Source organism: Flavobacterium sp., assembly GCF_027490375.1.
GTDB lineage: Bacteria > Bacteroidota > Bacteroidia > Flavobacteriales > Flavobacteriaceae > Flavobacterium.
In genome coordinates this window covers 14,731-37,933 of record NZ_JAIXYH010000056.1, presented here as the reverse complement: position 1 = coordinate 37,933, position 23,203 = coordinate 14,731, and the positions used below count along the sequence as shown (strand labels likewise).

At 40.7% G+C, this 23,203-nt stretch carries 22 protein-coding genes; 7 read left to right on the top strand and 15 right to left on the bottom strand.

Annotated elements, in window-relative coordinates; genetic code table 11:
• The first annotated feature begins 639 nt into the window (after positions 1–639).
• The 4 genes from Q0064_RS07115 (at position 640) to Q0064_RS07100 (ending at position 6,453) form a co-directional block, all read left to right on the top strand.
• The gene (locus Q0064_RS07115) at positions 640–2,262 is read left to right on the top strand and encodes a T9SS type A sorting domain-containing protein (RefSeq protein ID WP_298146383.1); all 1,623 of its coding nucleotides are present in this window, start codon (positions 640–642) and stop codon (positions 2,260–2,262) included.
• 750 nt (positions 2,263–3,012) lie between these two features.
• Positions 3,013–3,705, top strand: coding sequence for an NUDIX domain-containing protein (locus Q0064_RS07110; RefSeq protein WP_298146381.1), 693 nt, complete (start codon positions 3,013–3,015; stop codon positions 3,703–3,705).
• 63 nt (positions 3,706–3,768) lie between these two features.
• Entirely contained in the window at positions 3,769–4,614 is an 846-nt protein-coding gene (gene prs, locus Q0064_RS07105) for a ribose-phosphate diphosphokinase (RefSeq protein ID WP_298146379.1), read from the top strand.
• A 378-nt stretch (positions 4,615–4,992) separates the two neighbouring features.
• A complete protein-coding gene (locus Q0064_RS07100) occupies positions 4,993–6,453 on the top strand; it encodes a nicotinate phosphoribosyltransferase (RefSeq protein ID WP_298146376.1) in 1,461 nt (486 codons plus the stop codon).
• A 160-nt stretch (positions 6,454–6,613) separates the two neighbouring features.
• On the opposite strand, the gene Q0064_RS07095 is transcribed toward Q0064_RS07100, so the two are convergent.
• The 8 genes from Q0064_RS07095 to Q0064_RS07060 all read right to left on the bottom strand — a co-directional run bounded on the left by Q0064_RS07095 (position 6,614) and on the right by Q0064_RS07060 (position 14,289).
• Positions 6,614–7,795 (bottom strand): DUF3570 domain-containing protein, encoded by a 1,182-nt coding sequence (locus Q0064_RS07095; protein WP_298146374.1) that lies wholly within the window; start codon positions 7,793–7,795, stop codon positions 6,614–6,616.
• An 18-nt stretch (positions 7,796–7,813) separates the two neighbouring features.
• Positions 7,814–8,032, bottom strand: coding sequence for a DUF4266 domain-containing protein (locus Q0064_RS07090; RefSeq protein ID WP_298146372.1), 219 nt, complete (start codon positions 8,030–8,032; stop codon positions 7,814–7,816).
• A complete protein-coding gene (locus Q0064_RS07085) occupies positions 8,029–8,952 on the bottom strand; it encodes an FAD:protein FMN transferase (RefSeq protein WP_298146371.1) in 924 nt (307 codons plus the stop codon). Before Q0064_RS07085 ends, Q0064_RS07090 begins: the two co-directional genes overlap by 4 nt.
• Before the next feature lie 3 nt (positions 8,953–8,955).
• A complete protein-coding gene (locus tag Q0064_RS07080) occupies positions 8,956–9,390 on the bottom strand; it encodes a thioredoxin family protein (protein WP_298146368.1) in 435 nt (144 codons plus the stop codon).
• 186 nt (positions 9,391–9,576) lie between these two features.
• Positions 9,577–10,923: a DEAD/DEAH box helicase gene (locus tag Q0064_RS07075; protein ID WP_298146364.1), complete on the bottom strand. Its 1,347-nt coding sequence runs from the start codon at positions 10,921–10,923 to the stop codon at positions 9,577–9,579.
• Positions 10,924–11,124: 201 nt separating this feature from the next.
• Entirely contained in the window at positions 11,125–11,895 is a 771-nt protein-coding gene (locus Q0064_RS07070; protein WP_298146362.1) for a TIGR02757 family protein, read from the bottom strand.
• Between the two features lie 27 nt (positions 11,896–11,922).
• The gene (locus tag Q0064_RS07065) at positions 11,923–13,623 is read right to left on the bottom strand and encodes a hypothetical protein (protein ID WP_298146360.1); all 1,701 of its coding nucleotides are present in this window, start codon (positions 13,621–13,623) and stop codon (positions 11,923–11,925) included.
• Positions 13,624–14,289, bottom strand: coding sequence for an ABC transporter ATP-binding protein (locus Q0064_RS07060; protein WP_298146385.1), 666 nt, complete (start codon positions 14,287–14,289; stop codon positions 13,624–13,626).
• Positions 14,290–14,405: 116 nt separating this feature from the next.
• Here Q0064_RS07060 and msrA point away from each other — a divergent pair, with 116 nt between their 5' ends.
• Positions 14,406–15,032 carry a peptide-methionine (S)-S-oxide reductase MsrA gene (msrA, locus tag Q0064_RS07055; RefSeq protein WP_298146357.1) on the top strand — a complete coding sequence of 209 codons (627 nt, stop codon included), beginning with the start codon at positions 14,406–14,408 and terminating at the stop codon, positions 15,030–15,032.
• A gap of 46 nt (positions 15,033–15,078) precedes the next feature.
• Positions 15,079–15,378 (top strand): hypothetical protein, encoded by a 300-nt coding sequence (locus Q0064_RS07050; RefSeq protein WP_298146354.1) that lies wholly within the window; start codon positions 15,079–15,081, stop codon positions 15,376–15,378.
• Here the strand turns inward: Q0064_RS07050 and Q0064_RS14735 are convergent.
• The 5 genes from Q0064_RS14735 to Q0064_RS07030 form a co-directional block, all read right to left on the bottom strand.
• The gene (locus Q0064_RS14735; protein ID WP_366094918.1) at positions 15,375–15,692 is read right to left on the bottom strand and encodes a DUF6787 family protein; all 318 of its coding nucleotides are present in this window, start codon (positions 15,690–15,692) and stop codon (positions 15,375–15,377) included. The genes Q0064_RS07050 and Q0064_RS14735 overlap by 4 nt on opposite strands.
• Positions 15,689–16,123, bottom strand: coding sequence for a DUF6146 family protein (locus tag Q0064_RS07045; protein ID WP_298146351.1), 435 nt, complete (start codon positions 16,121–16,123; stop codon positions 15,689–15,691). The genes Q0064_RS14735 and Q0064_RS07045 overlap by 4 nt, the downstream gene beginning before the upstream one ends.
• Before the next feature lie 32 nt (positions 16,124–16,155).
• Positions 16,156–17,121 (bottom strand): D-2-hydroxyacid dehydrogenase, encoded by a 966-nt coding sequence (locus Q0064_RS07040; RefSeq protein WP_298146348.1) that lies wholly within the window; start codon positions 17,119–17,121, stop codon positions 16,156–16,158.
• Entirely contained in the window at positions 17,121–18,191 is a 1,071-nt protein-coding gene (gene serC, locus Q0064_RS07035) for a 3-phosphoserine/phosphohydroxythreonine transaminase (protein ID WP_298146345.1), read from the bottom strand. Before serC ends, Q0064_RS07040 begins: the two co-directional genes overlap by 1 nt.
• 98 nt (positions 18,192–18,289) lie before the next feature.
• Positions 18,290–19,342, bottom strand: a complete 1,053-nt coding sequence (locus Q0064_RS07030; RefSeq protein WP_298146342.1) for an acyl-CoA reductase — start codon at positions 19,340–19,342, stop codon at positions 18,290–18,292.
• Positions 19,343–19,431: 89 nt separating this feature from the next.
• Here Q0064_RS07030 and Q0064_RS07025 point away from each other — a divergent pair, with 89 nt between their 5' ends.
• On the top strand, positions 19,432–19,782 hold the full coding sequence (locus Q0064_RS07025; protein ID WP_094487258.1) for a 4Fe-4S dicluster domain-containing protein: 351 nt from the start codon (positions 19,432–19,434) through the stop codon (positions 19,780–19,782).
• Between the two features lie 466 nt (positions 19,783–20,248).
• Here Q0064_RS07025 and Q0064_RS07020 read toward each other — a convergent pair whose 3' ends face one another.
• Positions 20,249–20,803: a type 1 periplasmic binding fold superfamily protein gene (locus tag Q0064_RS07020; RefSeq protein WP_298146340.1), complete on the bottom strand. Its 555-nt coding sequence runs from the start codon at positions 20,801–20,803 to the stop codon at positions 20,249–20,251.
• 2 nt (positions 20,804–20,805) lie between these two features.
• Positions 20,806–23,184, bottom strand: a complete 2,379-nt coding sequence (locus tag Q0064_RS07015) for a TonB-dependent receptor (RefSeq protein ID WP_298146339.1) — start codon at positions 23,182–23,184, stop codon at positions 20,806–20,808.
• Between the last annotated feature and the right edge of the window lie 19 nt (positions 23,185–23,203).

Here is a 23,203-nt window from a genome sequence, read left to right as displayed (position 1 = left end):
GTTTTTTGGTGGCTTGACACGTTCTGTGTTTTCCTCAACGGTACCCTATTGCGCAAAAATCTGTGAGGTTCAGTGTTTTCTGTGCGCTTAAAAAGCTGGTATGTGAGCGGGTCGAAGGCGGCGTTGTGTACTTTGTGAGAAACTTCGTGCAACATGGTGCTCCCTCGAAGGCTGAGCCTGTCTAAGGCGGCATTGTGTACATTGTGAAAAACTTCGTGAAACTTCGTGCTCCCTCGACGCCTGAGCCTGTCGAAGGTTGGTGCCTGAGCCTGTCGAAGGCCGGTCCGAATTATAAGTATCGACGCGTTCTGTGTTTTCCTCACCAACTAAATTTTCCACAAAATTCTGTGCATTTCTGCGTTTTCTGTGCGCTAAAAAAGAATTTCCCCAATACAACCGCAGCAATTCCAAGTTGTAAACCGAAAGCCGTTACCGTTATTTTCATGCTTAAAATTGTACTTCACACATTTTTATCCTTTTATAAATCCCAATTTCACAACTTTTTACCTCAACATAACTACACAACAAACCACTTTGGTTATTGCCTAATCTCGCTGTTAGCAGTCGTATAGCCGTTATGTAATTAGTTTTCGCCTGTATAGTTTTTGTAACGTCATAAAAAATCTGATAATCAGCAAAATGACGTCATTTACAGAAATTAACCAAACCATGAAAAACCTCTTCTTTGCGATACTGCTTGTAGCTTCAGCTCAATCATTTGCACAACCCACCACGGCTCCAAACGCACCAACTAATAATCCGGCCGACGTAGTTTCTATCTACGGAAATACATTTCCAAATATCGCCACAAACTATAATCCCGATTGGGGACAGTCGGGTATTTGCTGCACCAACGCCAGTTTCGATGTTGGCGATGGCAATCTCGTATTAGCGTACCTCAATTTTAACTACCAAGGAACAAACCTCGCAGCGCAAAATCTTTCCAACATGGAATTTCTGCATGTTGATGTCTGGACCAACGCCAATCCTACAAACACAATCTTACAGGTAACTCCCGTAAACAACGGCAGCGGTCAGAGCGAATTTCTAGTAACCATAAATCACACCCAAGGTAACTGGTACAGCGTCGATATCCCCAAAAGTGCGTTTACTGATATGACGTGGGATTCGGTTTTTCAAATGAAATTTGCTGCAAACGGACCCGGAAGTACCTCGCCTGTTGATATTTACCTCGATAACGTTTATTTCTGGAAACCAGCAACCCCACCTGGTGCCGATCCTTCTTTGGCGGCATTGAGCATCAATGGCGTTGGTCTTCCAAATTTCTCTGCAATTACAACGAATTATACGGTCGATTTAGTTGTAGGTACTACCGATATTCCGCAAGTGTCGGCTGTTGCCACCGATCCAGCTGCAAACATTGTGATCGTACAAGCAAATGCATTACCAGGAACCGCAACAGTAGTTGTAACTTCTTCAAACGGACAAGTACAAGAATTTTATAATGTAAATTTTACTACAAACACCCCAAATGTGGCTCCAACTCCGGGTACGCCCAACGCCGAAGTGCTTAATATTTACAGCGATACCGGTAACTTTACAAATACATGGACACCCGATTACGTTTTTGGAGAGTTCGCATCAACGCCCGATTTAGACGGTACTGCCGTTACCAACGAAGCAATACGCATGAATTTTGCCGTTGCAGGTTATGGCGAAGGAACGAACACAGTAACCGATATTTCAAATTACAATTACGTGCATTTCGACTATTTCGCCGACGCTAACTCAAACGAGATTCGATTTATCTTAATCGCCAATAACGGTGGAGTAGTGGAGTACAATTACGAGTTAACGACAACGGGCAGTAACGGAACGTTGGTTAAAGGTGCGTGGCAATCGGTTAATGTGCCCTTGAGTTTTTTCCAAAATTTAGGATTTAATAAAACCAAATTTTTCCAATTTAAGTTAGGAACCAGTTCCGATTTGGTTTCAGATATCGTGTATTTCGATAATATCTATTTCTCGGTAAATCCAGGAACAATACTCAATACCAATACTTTCGCACAACAAGCAAGCCTTCGCGCATTCCCAAATCCATCGCATGGAAACTGGACAATACAGTCGGAACAAATTATTCAAACAGTAAGCGTACACGATGTTTCCGGCAGACAAGTGTTAGTGCTAACACCTAATTCGTCTGAAGTTATCATCGATGCAGCTTCGTATCCCGCCGGACTCTATTTTGCAAAATGTACCACCGCCGCAGGTTCGCAAGTGTTGAAACTTGTCCGCAAGTAATTAGGAAATCCCCAATTTTCTAATCTTTCAATCTTTCAATCTTGTAATCTTTCAATCTTGTAATCTTGTAATCTTTCAATCTTTCAATCTTTCAATCTTTCAATCTTTCAATCTTCCAATCTTTCAATCTTTCAATCTTTCAATCTTCCAATCTTTCAATCTTTCAATCTTTCAATCTTTAAATCTTTAAATCTTTCAATCTTTAAATCTTTAAATCTTCCGGCCCGCTTTTCCCGCCATTTGTTCCAAGTACGCACCAAAACGGGGTATTTTACACGTGCAGCTCACGGCTTCTTTCAGTCGCCGCAGCTTTCGGCAAAATAGCCCCGTTTTGCTTTGCGCGCTTTCCACGTCTGTCGGGGCTGGGAAATCCGTTACTAACGTTTAGTGGAAAAATACCTATAAGTAGGTAGTTTTAGTTGGAAGTAAACTATTTCCGTAACTGATGAAGCATGTTTTTTCACTAGTGTCGCAATTTGAGATTTTCACTACTTTAAAAATTCACTTTTTCAAATTGTAAAACCAGAAAAGCTCAAATTTTTCAATTAGAAACTAAAAACGAGTACACAAAAAAACGATTTCCCTCACCGGAAACTTAAAAGAAAGATCGTAGTACAAATGAAAATGGTTTAACCCCTCATACTTAAATGTCTATACGATCGAGCCAGCAAAACAACCCACAGTTGCATACGAATAAGGTTTTAGTCGTATACTGCATTATCTTTACGTTTTTAAGACAAACTCCTGAATATGGAATTGAATCAGAATATTAAAATTGCTGTTGATGCAATTGTCTTCGGGTACTCTGAAAATAAGTTAAATGTATTGTTAATCAAGCAGAAGTTTGGCGTTTTTAAAGATCATTGGGCTTTAGTTGGGGGCTTCGTTAAAGATGGGGAAACACTTGATGAAGCTGTTAACAGAGAACTGAGAGAAGAAGCAGGAATTACCGTTAACTATCTAGAGCAACTGTATACCTTTGGGGATAATGTTCATAGAGATCCCAGATTTAGAGTTGTTTCTGTGGCTTATTTTGCACTAGTTAATTCAACTGCTCTGCAACCCATCGCAGATAGTGATGCGGATGAAGCAAGGTGGTTTTCAATAAATGATATACCTCCTCTGGCATTTGATCACGACCAAATCTTGAAACTCGCATACCAACGAATTCAAGCCAAATTAACATATCATCCCATTGGATTTGACTTATTGCCGAAAGAATTTTTGTTTTCTGATTTAGAAAATTTATACTGCTCCATTTTAAATAAAGAAATTGATCGTAGGAATTTTAGAAAGAAGATACTAAGTTTTGGTATCATCGAAGATACAGGCGAGTATGCGCCAAAATCTAAAGGGCGTCCAGCTAAATTATACCGCTTTAATCAAACTAAATATGAGCAATTAGTGCAAGAGGGTATTTTCTTTGAAATTAATTTTGCGTAAATTTTACGTAAAATATTTTTTAGATTAATTTAAATAATTACATTTGCGTTAAAATTACGCAAAATGAATGTAGTCACTTTAAATTTAGACAAAGATTTCACCCCAATTGCTGCCACAGAGTTGCAATTTGATAGCTTCGTATTCGCTGGCGGCGAACCACATTTTAAGCTCAACAGTGATATTGAAAGGAATGCTCAAGTGATTGTCACCGCACGAATTCGAAGTTTTAATGATTTAGGTGTTTTGTGTTTAGCGGCTGATGCTATTCGAAGAATGGGCGGTATTTTAGAAACCCTGATACTTCCATATTTTCCAGCTTCAAGACAAGATAGGGTAATGGTTTCTGGCGAAGCTTTGTCTGTGAAAGTCTATGCCGATTTAATAAATCTCTTAAACTTCAAAAGGGTAGTTGTGTATGATGCGCATTCAGAAGTGACGGCAGCGCTTGTAAATAACTGCGAATTGATTTCAAATCACAGCTTTATTAAAAAGGTGATTCAAAATCTTGGCTCGGAAACCTTGCTTGTTTCTCCTGATGGTGGTGCCTTGAAAAAGATTTATAAGCTATCACAATTTCTAGGAGGTTTACCTGTAATCGAATGCAATAAGAAACGGGATGTAAAAACGGGTAAGCTTTCAGGATTCAAGGTTTATTCAGACGATTTAAAAGGAGCAGATTGTTTAATCGTTGATGATATTTGTGATGGCGGTGCCACTTTTGTAGGATTAGCTGCAGAGCTTAAAAAGAAAAATTCCGGCAGACTCTTCTTGGCAGTTAGCCACGGAATTTTCAGTAAAGGTTTCGAAGATTTGAACTGTTTTGACCGTATTTTTACCACAGATAGTTTTCGAAATGTAAATCATGAATTGTTAACGCAGCTTTATCTACGTGATGGATTACTATCTTAATACAAATAACACTCTGAATCGTTTACTTACAGAGTACAAGAAATATGGCAGTTTAGTAATAGCTTATGATTTCGACGATACTGTATACGATTTCCATCGAAAAGGTCACGATTTTTCAGACATCATTACTTTATTGTGTGAGCTTAAGTCTATTAATTGTTGTCTTATTTGCTGGACAGGTCAACAGGATTTAGATTTTGTAAAATCGTATTTGAATGAGCTCCAGATACCAGTAGATCTGATTAATGAAAATCCACCGTTTTATCAGTCTTCCAGCAGAAAAATCTATGCTAATGCCTACTTAGATGATCGCGCCGGACTGCATCAAGTTTTTTTGGAATTAAAGAAAGTAGTTGAATTAGTAAAAAATAATAAAATATGAATCCGTTACTTTTAACCGATGGCTATAAAGTAGATCATCGTCGACAATACCCTGAAGGGACTACACTTGTATATTCAAATTGGACACCTAGGAAAAGCAGAATTTCCGGTATCGACGAAGTAGTGCTTTTCGGCTTACAGTACTTTATCAAAAAATATATTATTGAAGATTTCGAAACGTATTTTTTTAAACAACCTAAAGGTAAAGTTGTCAGAGAATATGCGAGAAGAATTAATAATTATCTGGGTGAAAATCAGGTTGGCACAAAGCATATAGAAGACCTCCACGATCTAGGTTACATTCCTATGGTTATTAAATCATTGCCTGAGGGAGTGTCTGTGCCCGTTCGTGTACCAATGTTTACAATGTATAATACGCTTCCTGATTTCTTCTGGCTTACTAATTATTTTGAAACTTTGGTGTCTGCCGTAGTTTGGATGCCTTGCACTTCGGCTACAATTGCAAAACAGTACAGACGAGTTCTAGAAAAATTTGCAGAGGAAACAGCATCGAATACAGACTTCGTGAATTGGCAAGGGCACGATTTTTCCAAGCGCGGAATGGCAGGTGTTGAAGCCAGTTTAATTTCAGCCTGCGGGCATTTATTGAGCTTCACGGGTACCGATACGATTCCAGCAATTTCTTTACTCGAACAATACTATAAGGCTGATTCAGATTTCGAATTAGTGGGTGGCTCCGTTTCGGCGACAGAACACAGCGTCATGTGCATGGGAACCATCGACGACGAATTGGGAACTTTTCGCAGATTAATTACCGAGGTCTACCCAAAAGGTATTGTATCAATAGTGTCAGATACTTGGGATTTATGGAAAGTTCTAACCAAGTATTTACCCCTTCTAAAAAACGAAGTGTTGTCGAGAGAGGGAAAAGTAGTTATTAGACCTGATAGTGGCGACCCCGTTGCGATTATTTGCGGAAATGTAAATGGTAAAACGGAGGCCGAACGAAAAGGTGTTGTTGAACTTCTTTGGGAAACATTCGGCGGTGTCGTAAATGAGAAAGGCTTTAAAGAACTAGATTCGCATATAGGTACCATTTATGGAGATAGTATTACGCTTGAAAGAGCTGAAGCAATCTGTAATCAATTAAAAGAAAAAGGATTTGCATCAACAAATGTTGTTTTAGGAATTGGTTCATATACCTATCAATACAATACCAGGGATACTTTTGGGTTTGCGATGAAAGCTACATATGGTGAAGTTCATGGAAAAGGTAGAGAAATTTTTAAAGATCCAATTACAGATGATGGTACTAAGAAATCAGCAAAAGGATTAATGAAGATTCTTTTCGAAAACGGAGCCTATCAACTGCTCGATCAGGTTACTTGGGAGCAAGAAAAAGAAGGTGAGCTGAAAGAGATTTTCAGAGATGGAAAACTAATAATCGATCAATCTTTAGCTGAAATAAGAGCGCGACTCCAAAAAAATACTTGGTAGCAGCCAAAAGCATCGTATAAGCGTGAGTCCCCATTAAATTTTCTTCATTTTAAAATGAAAAAATTACAGAATTAATCTCTTGTCGTTCTCGAACTCACGCTTTATCTCAACTCTATTTTAGTAGATTATCTGTACTGTGACACCTACTTTTTCAATCACCTTACACCTTATACTTCAAATTTATACTAGCAATATTGGCGTTTAAATCGGTACTGCGGTCGTAATGTCCAACTCGAAATTCGAGCATTGCCCAGTGCGGGTTTCCAAATAAGCCGTTCTCCGGTGCCATCCGAACACCAATTCCGTAAAAATTACTATGAAAAGGCGATAAGTCGTAGTTGCTCGTGCGGTACTGCTCCGCTGCCGTGTGTTCGCCGTATGCTTTAAAATACTTAATTCCCGTCTGGTCGTAATAGCGGTAAAAAGGCGTCAACGAGAAAAAAGGCGTAATCTTTACTGGCAATTCCAATTCAGCGGTGTGCGACTGCATATCCCAATCATCCGTATAAAAACGGTAAAAAGCACGAACAATTAAATGATCTCCAAGGAAATAAGACAACCTACCTCCAATCGGAATTTTTGTTCGCGTATCGGGTAAATTCTCCTGCGTTACCGTGCCATCAGTCAGATATACACGGTGAAATGGCAAACTCAAATACCCAGTTTGTTGCACGTAATCGGCCGTTAAGCTTACTTGCAAATTCTTATTAATCGCCTGGGCATAACTCAAACTACCTGCAAACGTATTACGCGCTTCCGTTCCGCCGTCGTCCTGACCTTGTCGTAACTCAATCGGTTTGATAATCTTTACCTGATCGAGAAACGCCTGAAATCGTGCGGTAAATTCGCCGTTTCGGTCTTTCGTTTTTTGAATGAATGCCGTAGTTCCGTTAAACGATTGGTAATCGTATTCGGTCGACGATCCCACGCCAATGGCAAACGAACGTCCTTTGTCTATCTGCTCAGCAGTATATAACAAACTAGGATACACGCGAATATCGGAAGAAGATGCCGAAGTATTGGCTTGTAAATCAACACGATCCGACGAAGCCGACGTATAATGATCCACACCAATTTCTACATCTAACGTATGTTTTTTGCCCGTTTTGCCGTATTTCACTAAAGTTACATCAATCACATTAGCAATATCGGTTAGTTTTTGCGAACCAATACCGCCAGTAACCGAAGCATTATCGCCGTTTTGCCGGTAATACGACGAAACGAGATTAACCTCCTCGATTTTCAATTTAGTGGGTTTGTAACCGGTCGAATCTTTTGGCGTTTGTGCCTGTATTTTGAAAAAAGCGAGTAAAACCAGACCGCTGACAACTATTTTTTTCATCTTGTGTTCTTTTGAGAATTAATTACAACCACAGCCTCCGCCAACTTTTCCAGAACTTGCGCCACCAGAGCCTTCGCGGTAACTCTGAAAAGACAGCTCCGTTTTAGAAACTTTACGCGGCGCTAGTGTCATCTCGCTGTCGTTAATTTTTGATTTTTGATAGCCTTTTAACGACGTGCAATAGGCGCCGCTAAACGATACGAGCGCCAGCACAGCCAGCTGAACGAGTTTTTTCATTTTAATTGAATTTGACTGGTTTTAAATAAATTGTTTTGATCATCTATAACAATAGCATGAACTTCAGGGATTTGCTCGATGAGGTACAAGCCACTTTTTATGCCCATGACGCTCACGGGCGTTGCCAGCGCGTCGGCTAGTTCGGCATTAGGTGCGATGATCGTTACACTTTTAATGCCTTGAACCGGTAATCCGGTCTTTGGATTTATTGTATGCGAATAACGTTTTCCGTTAATCGTTATAAATTTTTCGTAAGTGCCCGACGTGGCAATCGCTTTGTTTGAAATACTGAGATACGAAAACGGTGCATCTCTCAAATCCGGATGTGCAATTCCCACAGTCCACGGATTTCCATTGGGCTGCGTTCCCCAAGCACACAAATCGCCGCTCGCATTCACAATGCCGTCTGTTACACCGACTTTTTGAAGTACCGATTTCACCTTTTCGGCAGCAAAGCCTTTCCCAATGCCTCCAAATCCAAGGCGCATGCCCTTTTCTTTCAGGAAAACAGTTTTCTCCGATTCGTTTAAAATCACATTTTTGTAATTCACTAAATGCACACTTTGCAAGGCTTTTTCTGGCGAGGGTAGGGAAGTCATCGTCCGATCAAAATTCCATAAACTCTTGTCAATGCCGCCGTATGTAATGTCGAACGCACCTTGCGTAATTTCCGAAAGGAATAAAGATCGTTGGATTAAATCAAAAGTCTCGTCGGATACACGAACAGCCGCAATTCCTGCCTGTGCGTTTATCTGAGCTGTTTCACTGGTTTCACTATAGGTAGTCAGCAGTTTTTCAATGCGTTTTACTTCTGCAACAGCGGCATCAAGCCATTCCTTAAAGATTTCTTCACGCGCGGCTACTAGGGAAAAGGTGAACATATTTCCCATTAATTTTTCGCTATGTGTGAAGGTTTCCATCTTTTATTTTGTGCACAAACGGCTCACTTCGTCGGTAAATTCTTGTACGCTATTCTTTGGTTTTCCGCTCCATTTTCGAATGACTTTTCCGTTTTCATCGAGAAGTATCGTCAGCGGAAATTCGCCATCCGGATTGTACTTTTCGGCAAGTGCGTCATTTTTTCCTTGCTGTTCTGCACTAAGCTGATTGGCTTTTCTTCGCGGAAAATCGGCGTTTAACAGCACCAATTTGGTTTCCGCCATAGCGCTAAATGTCTCACTGTCTAAATAATTCTTCCGCGTTTGAATACAAGGCGCACACCAATCAGAACCTGAAAAATAGAGCAATATGTTCTTGTGCGATTCGCTGGCTTTTTGTTTAGCGGTAGTGAAGTCGGTTTCCCATTGCAGCTGAAGCAAAACAGCCGCTACAGTAATGAAAAAAAATCTGTAAATCATTAGATAAATTTACAGTTTATAACGTCCGATTAACACAAGTATTTCAAATCAGACGCAATTTGGATTTAGTCTAAGTCGTTCAACAATTCTTAAAATTCCTTAGACTAAAAAAACATCAGAAAATTACTTTTTCAAAACGCAAATTGTAAGGTTTTGATTCAGTAAAATACTATTAATCAGTCAATTTTAACTTTTCTTCTTCTTTTTCTGCGCTTGAGTTTTCAATAAATTTCGATTTACCGAACCATGCGTTTTCTTTTTAGTTTTCGATGGTCCGCCTAAATTTACTTTCTTGTTTTTTGTTGCTTTCTCTTGAAAAGCTTCTCCCTTGGGCTTTTTTGCGGCGCGACTAATTTCTTTCTTAAACTTTTGTTCTTTCTCCCAAGCGTTTAAAACCTTTGAAATTTGTACATCTTCCGGAATGGCGAGTACTTCAATCTCACGATTCATTAAAATCTCAACATCCAGACGTGCATTTTGGTCTTTCGGTCCACAGAACGAAATCGCAGTTCCACCCATGCCGGCACGTCCGGTACGCCCAATTCGGTGAATATAAGTTTCGGGTTGTTCCGGAAATTCAAAATTTATAACGTGCGAAATATTGCTAATATCCAATCCGCGTGCCATCACATCCGTAGTAATCAAGCCTTTTACCTCTGATTCCTGAAAAGCACGAATGGCATTTAAACGGTAATTCTGTGTCTTGTTGGAGTGTATAATTTCTATTTCAGCTTCAAAATCTTCTGCCAATTTATCGTACACCAAATCGGCCATTCGCTTATTATTCACAAAAATTAAATAACGCTCAAACTCCTCTTTTTGAAGCAGATACTTCAGTAAATTTAATTTGGTATTGAAATTAGGCAAATCGTAAACCAACTGGGTAATCAGTTCAATGGGTGTTCCGCTGGGCGCCAACGACACTTCCTCTGGATAATCAAAATAATCTTCCAGCATATCATCTACATCGTCGGTCATTGTTGCTGAGAAAAGTATATTCTGTCTCTTGCGCTTCATCATCGAGAAAATCGACGTAAGCTGGGGTTTGAATCCTAAATTCAAGAGTTCGTCAAATTCATCAATAATCAGTTTGTTCACTTCATCCAAACGCAAAACGCCGTCGAGCGCCAAATCCATAACACGACCGGGCGTTCCTACCACGATATCCACACCTTCGTAAATCGCCGTTTTTTGCGTATTGATGTTTACGCCTCCAAAAATACCTAAACTTTTAATAGACATGTACTTAGTGAGTTTTTCAACCTCGCCTAAAACTTGTACAACCAACTCGCGCGTCGGAACTAAAATCAGAATTTTCGGATTCAGCGATCGGGTAAACTGATACGTTTTTAAAACCGGAATCAAATAGGCTAAGGTTTTCCCCGTTCCGGTTTGGGCAATTCCCATCACATCGCGTCCGGAGCAAATCACCGAAAAAGCTTCTTTCTGAATAGGAGTAGGCGTGCTAAATCCTAAATCGTTTAGGGCGTTTTGTAAACCTGCTGTTAAGTTAAAATCTGAAAATCCGGACATCGCTAAAATTTTGGCAAAGATAGCTTTAATTTTTTGGGGGCAACCCGCTCTCCCTACGCAAATCCGAGCAAGCGGGTCGGGCTTTCGCTCATAGTCCTCGCGGCGTTGCCCTTGCCCGACAACGCGCTGCGGGCTAATCCGCTCTATCCCTTGCCCAACAAACGTCCGTACGAAGAAGTTTCAAACCTTTAAAAGTCGCTATTAAATCCCAGCAAGGGCTTTCTTATTCACACCTAAACCAAATAAGGCGTAATCGTACTTCACCGGATCATGGGCATCAAACAACCGCAATTGCGTATCGAGCTCCAACAAAGCCTGCGCATCGTTTTGCTTTCGTTTCAATAGTCCCAATTCACGTGCGATACCGCCGGAATGAACGTCGAGCGGACAAGAAAGTTGCTGCATTTTTACTCGATCCCAAATTCCAAAATCAACCGCAGCGGCATCTTTTCGTACCATCCAGCGCAAATACATATTAATGCGCTTAGCGGCACTGTTTTTCAGCGGGTCTGATACGTGTTTAAAACTTCGTAAAGCCGTGGCATCTTCAAAGAAAGCGGCTCGAAATCTACTAATACACGTTTGCAAACGTTCGTCGTCGGTGATAAAGAAATTTTCTAAACTGTCGTTTGTTTGAAACAATCTGCGAAGCGATAAAATAAACTGCCTAAAATCGAGTCCGTTAAACGTTCGATGCACAAAATCATCGAGCTTTTGCTGCTGTTTCGAACTGCTGTTCATCACAAAATCGTAGGGCGAATTTCCCATTAAGTCCATCATTTTGGCACCCGATTTCAAAATGGCCGCACGGTTTCCCCAAGAAATGGTCGCAATCAAAAAACCAGCAATCTCAATGTCGGTACGCGAGTCAAACTCATGCGGAATGCGAATCGGATCGGCATCAATGAAGTCGCGCCGGTTATATCGTAAAACCAGTTCGTCGAGATATTCTTTCATTAATTCGTGTTCCATAACTACTTTTCCTCAAACGGGCAGCATTCACTGCTGTTCATTAGTTGAAGTTCGACCGATTTCTTTCGAGTAAAATCCGTCTTTTAATTCATTCGTTCTCAATTGCGGAATGATGTTCAATTGCTGTTTAAACAGTTCGATGATGTTTACATTCGTGCAAGGCAAAGGTCCGTCACCTGTTCCGTAATAAAAAAAGTTTGGCTTAGGCGAATAATAATTTAAATTCCCTTCGGAAAAACGTTCAAAACCAACTTCGTAATACTTCGAATTGGGCTCAGGAATAACAAGTTGTTGCACATGTATTTGTTCTGACTTTTGCATGTGTTCGTTTGCGGTAAACGATTTAAAATCAATTAGAAACGCAATTGCAATCGGACAAACAGCAGAAAAAACATAACCCAAACGAAAGAGTTGGGGCTGTAACTTAATCTTATTGCAAACCGCCGTAAGCAGCCATGCACTCAAAAACAAAAAGTCGATTAAGAAAAAACGAAATTGCGGTGAATTAACAAACACAATCGTAAAGTGCACTAAAGCAAATAAATACGCAATTCGGTAATTTCGTATCGTTCGAAATTCGAGCGTAAAAGGTGTAATCAAAAAAAGGAGCACAATGCCTTTATTAAAAAAACCGTCGATTCCTGAAAATTGAATCCAAACGACAAATTTTTCTCCTAGTGAAAGCGTTTGGTAGTTCGGAATCGCCAAAAATTCGTGATCGGAAATCATCCGATTTATGAATTGCAACAAACCGTCGGGCATCCGCCAATTAACATTCAATCCACCAAAAGCAAACGGATAGAACGGAAATCCAGTGAGCAAAGCATTCTTCGCCAGCCAAATCAAACCAAAACAGCTTCCAACAGTAGCAGCAAATCCGAAATTCTTATTCTTTAAAACGAGTAGCACAACCAAAGTAGCCGACAAGGGTGCAACCGTGATTTTAACGAACGTAATGAAAATCAACAAAATAATCGCCATTTTGCTTTGTTCGTTGAGCTGATTTTCGGAGTTTAGAAATAGAAACAAAGCAATTTGTCCGAGAAGCATTACCGGAAAATCGGGCGATGGTGCATTGATGAATTGAAACGTTAAGGCATTGAAAAAAAGCAAGGCACCAATCCAATGAAAACGCTTGCTGTCGCGAAAACGCTTTTCAAATTCCAGAAGAAAGTACACGCTACAAACCAACAGTAAAAATCCATTGATGTCGTTTAAACGATTCGTCCAAAAGTGGAAGTTAAAACCCGCTTGCAGCACCTGCCACGGCGAACTCTGGCCGAACGAGACGTTAAAGTTCGCAAGTCCGGGCACAAATCCGTATTCATTGATCCATTTTATTGTTTGGATGTAATAACTTTCGTTGTCGAGAATTAAAGGCGCTAAAGCCGATTTAAATAAGGCTGCTACTAAAAGTACAAACAAACTCAGTTTTCCTAATTTCGGCAATTGCTTGCATTGCGAGATAAAGTCGCGCCATTTTGCTTGCGCAGTAGTTGAAAAACGAAACAGCAAAAACGCGCTTAGTGCCAAATTCCCCAAAAACACTTCGATTCCGAGCGGTATGGCAAATGCCAGAAGGCAAAGTACTGCCGTTTGAGCCATCATGCCCAAGACCATAGTTAACGGCAAAGGCGTGGTTCGCCATCGGAAAATTCGTTCAATCGCTATTCCAGTGCCGAGAAAACAGCAGAAAAAGAATAGCCAACTGAATAGAATTAACAGCATTTAAATCAGAATTTTACCGTCGGAAATAACCAACTTTCGGTCGGCCATCTCTGCGAGTTCTTCGTTGTGCGTTACAATGACAAAAGTTTGTCCGAATTCTTTTCGCAAGTCAAAAAACAACTGATGTAAATGCTTGGCGGCTTTGGTATCTAGGTTTCCAGAAGGTTCGTCGGCAAAAACCACGGCTGGTCGGTTAATTAGTGCTCGAGCTACTGCTACGCGTTGTTGCTCGCCGCCAGAAAGCTCGTTTGGGCGGTGTTTTAAACGTTCGGATAAGCCTAAAAACTCGAGTAGGCGAGTGGCTTCTTTTTCCGCATCTGCCGTTTTAGTTTTCCCAATAAAAGCCGGTAAACAAACGTTTTCAAGTGCCGTAAATTCGGGTAAAAGTTGGTGAAATTGAAAAATAAATCCCAAAGATTGGTTGCGGAAGTTTGCCAATTCCCGGTCGTTCATTTTCAAGACATCAACATCGTTGATCCGCAGTTCGCAATTCGCTACGCTCGTGTCGGCCTTGTCGAGAGTTCCGAGAATTTGGAGTAAGGTCGATTTGCCCGCACCACTTTGCCCGACGATAGCTACAATTTCTCCCGCAGCTATCTGTAAATCAATGCCTTTTAAAACGTGTAAGTTGCCGTATTTCTTATGAATATGGGTTGCCCGAATCATACCTAAAATTTGCTGCAAAGTAAGAAAGTTTTACAGCTTTACACCTGATAAAGTTTCGTTAAACGAAAACGCTGCCCAAGAGTGTCGGCGTACCTTTGTTTGTAAATAATTTTGTCATGCGAAGATTGATTTTATTGCTGTTGACAGTCTTAACCACTTCATGTCATTCGCAATCCAATTCTAAACCACAACCTATCAAGAAAGCTCAAAATATGGAACTAGCAACTTTTGCAGGCGGCTGTTTTTGGTGTACCGAAGCCGTTTTTTTAGATTTAAAAGGCGTTAAAGCAGTACAGTCGGGTTATACAGGCGGAAAACGGCCAAATCCAACCTACGAGCAAGTTTCATCGGGCGGTACCGGACATGCCGAGGCGATTCAAATTGAGTTCGATCCTTCGGAAATATCTTACGAAGAGCTGTTGGAAGTGTTTTTTGCCACGCACGATCCAACAACACTAAATCGTCAGGGTGCCGATGTGGGTACACAATACCGCAGTGAAGTATTTTATCACTCCGATGCGCAAAAAGAAGCTGCTGAAAACTACATTGCTCAAATGACCGCCGCGCTAACTTTTAAAGATCCGATTGTAACGAAAGTAAGTGCCGCACAACCTTGGTATCCTGCCGAGGATTATCACCAGAATTACTACAAGCGCAACACCTCGCAATCGTATTGCCATTACGTGATCACACCTAAAGTAGAGAAAGTACGTAAAGTTTTTAAAGACAAGTTGAAGTCGTAAAGTGTTGTTTGGCACAGCGTTTGAAATTAGTATTTAAAAACCTGTGATGAACTTAGCTTCCATTTCGCCCACAAAACGCTTGTTGTTTTGCATTCTTTTGGATGTTGTCGGAACTTTATCGTACAGTTTGCCTGTCTTGGGCGAGTTGAGCGACATTGTTTGGGCACCAGTAGCGGCCATTTTGTATCGAAAATTGTTTTCCGGTGCAGGCGGTTGGTTGGGCGCCGGAGTTGTTTTCTTAGAAGAGTTGCTGCCTTTTAGTGATGTTATACCCACTTTCACACTTTCGTGGATAGTAACAAACGTGTTTACGATTCAGCCGCGAACGCTGAATAAAAACGCTTAAGATTTTGTATCGGCTTTAAATAACAAATTGAAACTGAGCTGTCGGATTAATTTTCTTCCAAAAGGGAAAAAAAACTTCGATTGTCCGAAAACCCATCCAATTCCCATCAGCATGAAAGGATAGAGAGGAAGTACTAGTACGAGAAGAACAATATAGTACAGAAACAGCCCTAAATTTTCTTGACTTAGAGAAAGATATTCCATTAGGGCTTTAGAAATTCGAGCCGCAGACGTACCTGTAATCGCGAAAACAACGAGCACGACGAAAAGTTGCACATTCGAACGAATTCCCCATTTTTCTTTTAACCGACTCATTGAAATCTGTGTGGCTGAAAAACTCCCAAACTTAAGTTATTGCGGAGTTGGAAATAGGTTAAATAATTAAAAAGCAGATAATTAACTTCGTATCCGTAATTAATTTTGGGATCGTACTCAATTTGCATCAAAAACAAATTATTGTTGGTTTGCGTAGCTGCTTTGATATTCCATTGCTGCACCCAAACGCGATTTCGGGCTTCTAAATAGGTTTGCGAATAATACCCACGAGGGGCAGCTCGTAACAGCCAGCTGCTAAAACCTGGATCGAAAACTACTACTTCGTATTCTAAACTATCATTTGCAATACGAATCGTATCGTTAGAAGTTTTAGCTGCAGCGGTATTATTTACATTACCACCACTGCAATAGGCAAAAAGCACTGCAAGAGCGGCAATAAATAAACCAATTGATTTCCGAAACATTTTCATGTAGTAAAGTTCGGAAAAAATACCTTTAAAAATTAGTCTTGTTGCGTCTTTAACAACGAAATAATTTGAGCTGCTAATTCACTTCCAATACGGTCTTGCGCTTCTAAGGTCGCTGCACCAATGTGCGGTGTAAGTGAAATATTTGGATGCATAAGAATTCGAATTTCTGGATTCGGTTCGTTCTCAAAAACATCTAATCCAGCAAAACTAACCTTGTTGCTATCCAGAGCTTTAATGAGAGCTACTTCATCTAAAACACCGCCTCTAGAACAGTTAATGATGCCCACACCGTCTTTCATCGCGTCGATTTCGGCTGCACCAATTACATAACCGTTTTCCTGAGCCGGAACGTGTAAGGTAATAAATTCAGAATGACGTAATAAATCTTCAACTGGTTCGGTTTCAATTTCAACATTGATGAATTGTCCGTTGTAGAAATCCAATCGAATTTCAGCTTTTCCGACAAACTTATCGGCAGCAATAACACGCATGCCCAAGCCAACAGCCATTTTAGCAACCGCTTGTCCGATGCGCCCAAAGCCAATAATACCAATTGTTTTACCGCGTAATTCACGGCCATTTGCGTAAGCTTTTTTTAGCATTTCAAATGCCGTTTCGCCTTCCAAAGGCATATTTCTATTCGAATCGTGCAAGAAGCGAATGCCGCTGAACAAGTGCGCAAAAACGAGTTCGGCAACCGATTCTGAAGAGGATGCTGGTGTATTGATCACGTGCTTACCGGCAGCGCGCGCATAGTCGACATCAATGTTATCCATACCCACACCACCGCGACCAATAATTTTTAGTCCGGCGCAAGCATCGATAATATCTTTTCGCACTTTGGTAGCACTTCGAACCAAAAGCACCGAAACATTGTTCGCATTGATGTAATTGGCAACCTGCTCCTGAGCAACCTTCGTAGTAATTACTTCAAAGCCGGCTTTTTCAAGCTCAATTTTTCCAATTTCCGAAATACCGTCGTTTGCTAATATCTTCATTATGCTTGTTTTTCAAATTCTTTCATTACGTCGACTAGTGTCTGCACGCTTTCTATTTTCATGGCATTATACATAGATGCCCGGTAACCACCCACAGAGCGGTGCCCGGTTAATCCGGAAATATTGGCCGCTTTCCAAAGAGCATCAAATCGTTCTTGCAAACGCTCATCGGTTAAAACAAAAGTAGCGTTCATAACACTGCGATCTTCTCCCTGAACCGTCGATTTAAACAACGGATTTCGGTCAATTTCCGCATATAACAGTGCAGCTTTCTCTCGATTTCGTTTTTCTGCTGCAGCTAAACCACCGTTATTTTTTATCCATCGCATCGTAAGTAATGAGGTATATACCGCAAAACAAGGCGGCGTATTGTACATACTTTCTCCTTTGATGTGCTTTTGTAAATCGAGCATGCTCGGAATCTCGCGTCCAGTTTTTCCTAAAATCGATTCTTTAACCACAACCAATGCCACTCCCGCCGGACCCATATTTTTTTGAGCACCTGCGTAGATGTAATCGAATTTGGAAAAATCGAGCTCTCTGGAAAAAATATCGCTACTCATGTCGCATACCACAGGAATTGTAGCTTCGGGAAACGACTGTATTTGAGTACCGAAAATGGTATTGTTACTGGTTAAGTGCAGGTAACTTGCGTCTGGCGAAACACTGATTTCCTTCGGAATGTAATTGAAATTAGCATCCTTTGAACTCGCAGCAATTTCAACTTCGCCAAACAATCGAGCTTCTTTTGCTGCCGCAACAGCCCAAGTACCGGTTTCCAGATAACTGGCTTTTTGGTTGGCACCTAATAAATTGTACGGAATCATGGCGAATTGTAAACTCGCACCTCCGTGGAGAAACAAAGCTTGGTATCCTTTATTTTCTAGTCCTAAAAGTTCTAACGATAGGGCTCGCGCTTCGTCCATTACTGCAACAAAATCTTTACTTCTGTGCGAAATTTCTAGTAGAGATAAGCCCGAGTTGTTGAAATCAAGCACAGCCGCCGCCGCTTGTTCAAATACTTCTTGTGGTAAAATACTCGGTCCGGAACTAAAATTATGTTTCTTCATGGATATGGAAAATCGAGCTGCAAAAATCGGCAACACAGACTTCTTCCAAAAACGAAAGCTTACAATTTAAAAACAGTTTATTAACAAAAACGTTGTAGTTAATCTATTTTAAGTAAGAATTCGAGCGTGTCGATACCGTCGGCGTAATCCCAAAGTTCTGGTCTTTGCGTGGTTCCGAAAGGAATAGCGCCCGACAAAGGCAAGTTGGAAACCAAACATTGAATTTGATCTGCATTGGTGTTTATTTGCGATTGAAGTTCGGAGAGATCGGTGTAGAATTCATAAAAAACTGCGGCAATCGGTGAACTAAACGATTCGTCTTCGACTAAAATTAAAAAGCCGTTATCGTAAATCTGTCGATTACTCATCATGAACACGGCTTTGTTGTAGTCGTAATTATTACAATATTTTTCTAGTTGTAGCACATCGCTTCGGTGATAAATACCTTGATAAAAGTGCGCCATATCGTATTTCTGAGGAAGATAAATTTTAGAAACATTTCGGCAACCTAAGCCAAAATAGGTAAAGATATCAGTTGCCAATCCTGCTAAATCTTCGGCAGTTTCTTCTCCACTTAGTACAGCTATTCCGTTTCGATTTTTCCGGATGATATTTGGCTTGTTTCGGAAGTAATATTCGAAGTAGCGTGCACTATTGTCGCTTCCCGTTGCAATCACAGCATCAAAGTCAGTTAGTTTTTCTTCCACGAAAGTGTAGGCATTAGCGAAATCTGGAGCAATAGATTCCAATAACTGCACTACGGCTGTGGTAAGCTGCTGATCGGACGAAGATCGTTTAATCAACGCATGATTTCCAGACAACCAAACGCATAAAATGTCGTGAAATCCAACCAAAGGAACGTTACCGGCTAAAATTAACCCGATTCGTTTAGGCGATTGGTTTTCAGTAATCGCATATTTTGTTAGCCAGTGTTCTAATTTTTCAACTGTAAAGTTCTCCGACCAACCTTGTAAGCAAAAACGCAGCATTTCTTCGGTGTACCAACCGTTATGATGTACCGCGCGACTCAGCCACTGCTGCACATTTTTTTCTGCGGAAGTAAGCGAATCTGTTGAAGCAGTTTCATTCAAAATCCGAGAAAATGCGGCTCCTAATTGCACTAATGATTGAATTTTCGCTTGCAAAGTCATAAAGTTGTTTGTTAATACGTTTGTTTGCACGTAATTTTGCAGCAAAAATAAGTGAATTCACTAGCAATATCACTTTCAAATAGCGAAGCATGGCCATAATCATTACAGACGAGTGTATCAACTGCGGAGCTTGCGAGCCCGAGTGTCCAAATACAGCAATTTATGAAGGAGCAGACGATTGGCGCTACAAAGACGGAACTGCCTTAAAAGGGAAAATTGTACTTCCCGACGGTACCGAAATTGATGCTGAAGCACCGCAAACGCCTATTTCTGACGAAGTGTACTACATCGTTCCCGGAAAATGTACGGAATGTAAAGGTTTTCACGACGAACCTCAGTGCGCTGCCGTTTGTCCGGTCGATTGCTGTGTACCCGATCCAAACCACGTAGAAAGCGAAGAAACCTTGCTTAACAGACAAGCGTTCTTACACAACAGCTAGATCACACAAACCAAAATAGGGCAGCTGCCTTATTGTCCAGATATTCTCAGAGTTCCATTTTTACATCGTTCTATTAAATAATCTAGGGCGATGAAAAAATGGAACTTTTTATTTGTTCTGATTCTAGCGGCTTAAATGTTTGTTGTTTGTTCAAACCATACTGAAGGATGGAACTGTTACTGCTGCCGCGCTTGAAAAGCAATAAATTAATGTGCTTTCAATATAAAAATCGAAGTTAAAAAGCATTTAAATGCTTAGCTTTAGAAAAATAGAAAGGAGAAATTTCTAATAATCAAACTTGAAAAAGTCACTTTCCCCGACCTAACAAAGTTTTTATGTCGAACACCCGGTAAAGTCATTTATGCGTGAAATTGAAATCTGCTTAAACCCGAGTTAACGCTCGGGTTTTTCGCATAAAAAAACCGATCACTTTCGCAATCGGTTTTTGTGAAGATTTAAGAAGAAACTATTCGATAGTTACTGGAAAAGAAACTTCGATATCGGTGCTTCCACCTGCGTTGGTGATGATACCTTGATCTACTCCAGTTCCGTTTTTGTTCAACTCGTGACGTAAGGTAAACGTGATACTTCCCGTTCCTGCAGTTGCCGCAGTTTGCAAGGTAAATGTTAAACCAATCGGATTGTTATTGCTGTCGGCATCGGTGTACGTAAATGTACCTACAGTTCCCGTTGTTTGGTAAAAGAACTGGTGTTCTTCATCTTTTTCCAAAATCTCAGGATTTTTAATTTCTGCGGGAGTTTCTGTTTCATTTTTTAAAACGATAGAACCCGTATAAGTAGTCCCAGCCGTTAAATTTCCGCTAACTACCGAAACAGGTAAACCAGGTCCGTCTCCGTCTAAGTCTCTCGAAACTAAAGTGATCGTTTCTCCACCTCCGGTCAGCGTTACTTCGATAGTTGTAATAACTTCTTCTTCAATTACTTGCGAAGCGCTATCGTCGTCGCATGAAGTGAATAATGCCGTTGCTAAAGTTACGAAAATAAATACTTGTTCTTTCATGATTAAATATTGATTTGTACTTGTAAAGTGATGTTTCTGCCTAATTCATCAGCGAATAGGCGTTGTTTATTTAAATAATCTCTATAGCTCTGATTTCCAATATTTTGAATTCCCAAACTTGCTTGTAGCGCGGTTTTTTGTAATTGAAAAGGCCACGAAGCTTTTAAATCAAAGAGTTGGTAGGCGTTTGGCGGTCTGGAAATCGGGACCGTTACCTGTGTTAACTCATTGTTTTGAACAATATTGGTCTCAAAATCAAAATCGGGAAAGGCATTTTGAAACGCAACGTATTCGTGTCGGAGTTCTAAAGTAAAATCCGATTTCTCGAAAGGTTTTACTATAATCGATGAGTGCCAATTGAAGGGCGGCATGTCGATCAAGTTTCTGCTTTCGCGAACGTCGTAACCCGAAACGTATGAAGCAGCCGTTTTAAAGGAAAAGCGATTTGAAAATCGGTACGTCCAACTAAAATCGGCACCAAATAAGCGCGCAGTAGTGCTTTTGTATTCATAAACTGGAAATGCACCGCGGATTGTCGTCAGAAAACCGGTTGGTTGTAAGTAAATGAAGTTCTCAATGTGTTGCAAAAACGATTCTAAACTAAACGTACTCGCTTTCCATGTCAGATTTTGATTAAGCGCTACTTTCACTGCATTTTCCTGTTTTAAACGCAAATCTCCCACTTCGATAATGCCCGATGAATGGTGTAAACCGTCCGAAAAAAGTTCGCTGACATTCGGATTTCTGTTCAAGGCAGTCGCTCCAAATTCAATGCGGTAGTTTTCAGAAATTTGTCCCGAAACTTTGGCATTCGCGGCAATATTGTGGTAATTAAAAATCGGTTCTACTAAAAGTTCACCAGCGTTTTCAAAGACTACAAACTGCCCAAAATCCGACTGATAGTTGCGTTCGTTCCAACGCGAATTTTGGTAAAATTTACTTGCCGTAATTCGCGAATAATCGTAACGAATACCGCTTTCTAAACGAAATGTGCTATTTAATTCCAAATCCGAAATGGCATATAATCCCAAATCTGTTTTAGTAAAATTCGGTACTATTGGTCGTACGCCTGTGTCCGGATTCGCAAAATTGGTTTGATAGCCGCCCGAAATTCCCAACTTCACTTCTGTATTTTGGAACATTCTTTTAAAATCGGCCAAAATACTGTGCGACTGCAAAGTCAGATCCAAGGCGGGAATGTTGTCACGGTTTCCACGTCGAATATCGAATTCTTTTCGATTGTTGCGCTGATAGCCGTAATACCATTTGCTATTCCATTTGCCGAGTTCCTTTTCCAGCGAAAGCTGTGAGAACAAATGCGACACTTGTTGTTTCGGGTTCGCAATGTCGTACGTGAAAGGTCTTACTACCGACGGTTTCTGCGATTGGATGGCAAAATACAAATCAGTTGCATTTCCAATATGCGAAGCGGCAAGAATGCCCGTTTCAGTTTGAAAGTACGACAATTCGGCGTTTAGGGTTCCGAATTTCAATTTCCGTCGGAGTTGCGCTGCTGCAGAAAAATCCCGATTTCCCGTATTTGAGAGAACGTAATCTGCAGCACGGCGATCACCAAACATCTTAGCTGCGGCATCGATCCGGTACGAAGTTCCCTTTTCCTTTGCCCGAACAAAAGTTGCAGCTAGTGCCCCACCGCTACCGTTTGATTGCGCTGTGGAGGTAAGCTGACTAAAAATTGTGTCGTTTTCAGGAATCTGACGTTCCAATAAAATCAAACCACCTACGCCGTCGCCACTGTATTGCAAAGCAGCGGCATCTTTTACAACATTGATTCGCGTTAAGCCGTTCACATCCACAGCCGGCGCATGTTCGGTTCCCCATTGTTGATCTTCCATACGCAAACGATTGGTAAGCATCGAAATCCGACTCCCGCTCAATCCATGAATGATCGGTTTTACGATGTTATTGCCTGTCTTTAAACTATTTACGCCGTTTATTTCGCGCAAAGCATCCCCCAAATTTTGAGCCGAATATTCGCGCAGCGTTTTGGCATTCAGTTTATTACTTCCTGAAACATCATAAACCAATGAGGCTTTTTTCCGAACAATGATTTCGGCTAAATCCTCGGCATGTGGCGACAAATTAAATTGGTACACTTGTACAGGCTCGCTGCTTATTCTCTGTACGACCTTTTCGAAATGAGGTGCAACAACGGTAAATTCATCAACAGAATTATCTACCGTAAAGACAAAAGTGCCTTGTGCATCGCAGTTAATTTTTTTCTTTCCTACGTAAATCACAGCATTTTCAACGATTGTGCCACCCGATTTTACGTTTCCAGAAATGGTTTTTACCAACTGCCCAAATCCGAAGTCAACAAAAAACAAAGCAAAAACGGCGCCTAAAATGGTTTTATTCATACGTTTTACTTTTACTTAA